Origin of the sequence: Acutalibacter intestini, assembly GCF_034334985.1 — a bacterium.
GTDB lineage: Bacteria > Bacillota > Clostridia > Oscillospirales > Acutalibacteraceae > Acutalibacter > Acutalibacter intestini.
This window is the reverse complement of the sequence record NZ_JAWXXL010000132.1, coordinates 1-699: the sequence shown is the minus strand read 5'-3', so window position 1 is coordinate 699 and position 699 is coordinate 1. Positions and strand designations below refer to the sequence as shown.

Genomic DNA, 699 nt, shown 5'->3' with positions numbered 1-699 from the left:
CGCTTCAATTCGTTGTAGATCGTCGCCGTATGCACGCCCAGCCGCGCGGCAATTTCAAGCGGGCGATCCCCGCGGGCGTGCCACACTTCGATTTTCTGCCGATCCTCAAACGTCAGGTATTTGTACCTTCCCGCCATATTTTCACCACCATTCTTCCGTTGTAAGCCGCATGAACGCCCCTGCATATTCTTCTATTCTTGACGGGTGTAAACCGTCGTCGATGTAAGCAAACAGAAGATTGCTAAAACTTCTGTTTGTCCATAGCTTCAAAACTTCCGTTGCCCAGCGTATTGTGCAGGCTTCCAGCCTGTCCCGCCGCTCAATAATTGTAACGGCAGTACAGATTGCAACCGGAACGCGCCCGTACTTTTGCAAGCACTCCCCAAATGCACGTCGCACTTCGGGCGTTGAAAGCTCCTTCTTTGCCGCCTCTACCTTTTTTCTAAATACAAACTTTGCTTCACGGCTTCCGTCACCGTTTGCAATTTTCTTGATCTCACGCGAAAAAGCGCTATCCAGTTTCACTACCGCACCCCCCTTTCAGGTCGGGCGCGGCGGCCTTCCACCGCGCCCGATCTTCTTTTTAGTCGTACACTTTGCAAATGCCGCCGTTGTTCATCAGCCAATGCCAGCCCGCACAATCGAACCGAATAAAATTCCAGTCCGTAGCGTCATAATACGGCGTGCCGATAATCTTAA

At 51.6% G+C, this 699-nt stretch carries 2 protein-coding genes; both read right to left on the bottom strand.

The annotated features are described in order from the left end of the window. On the bottom strand, positions 1-137 hold a 137-nt coding region (locus tag U8U68_RS22070), incomplete at its 3' end, for a helix-turn-helix domain-containing protein (protein ID WP_322204633.1). A 4-nt stretch (positions 138-141) separates the two neighbouring features. Beyond that, positions 142-525, bottom strand: coding sequence for a hypothetical protein (locus U8U68_RS22065; protein ID WP_160579560.1), 384 nt, complete (start codon positions 523-525; stop codon positions 142-144). Positions 526-699: the final 174 nt, after the last annotated feature.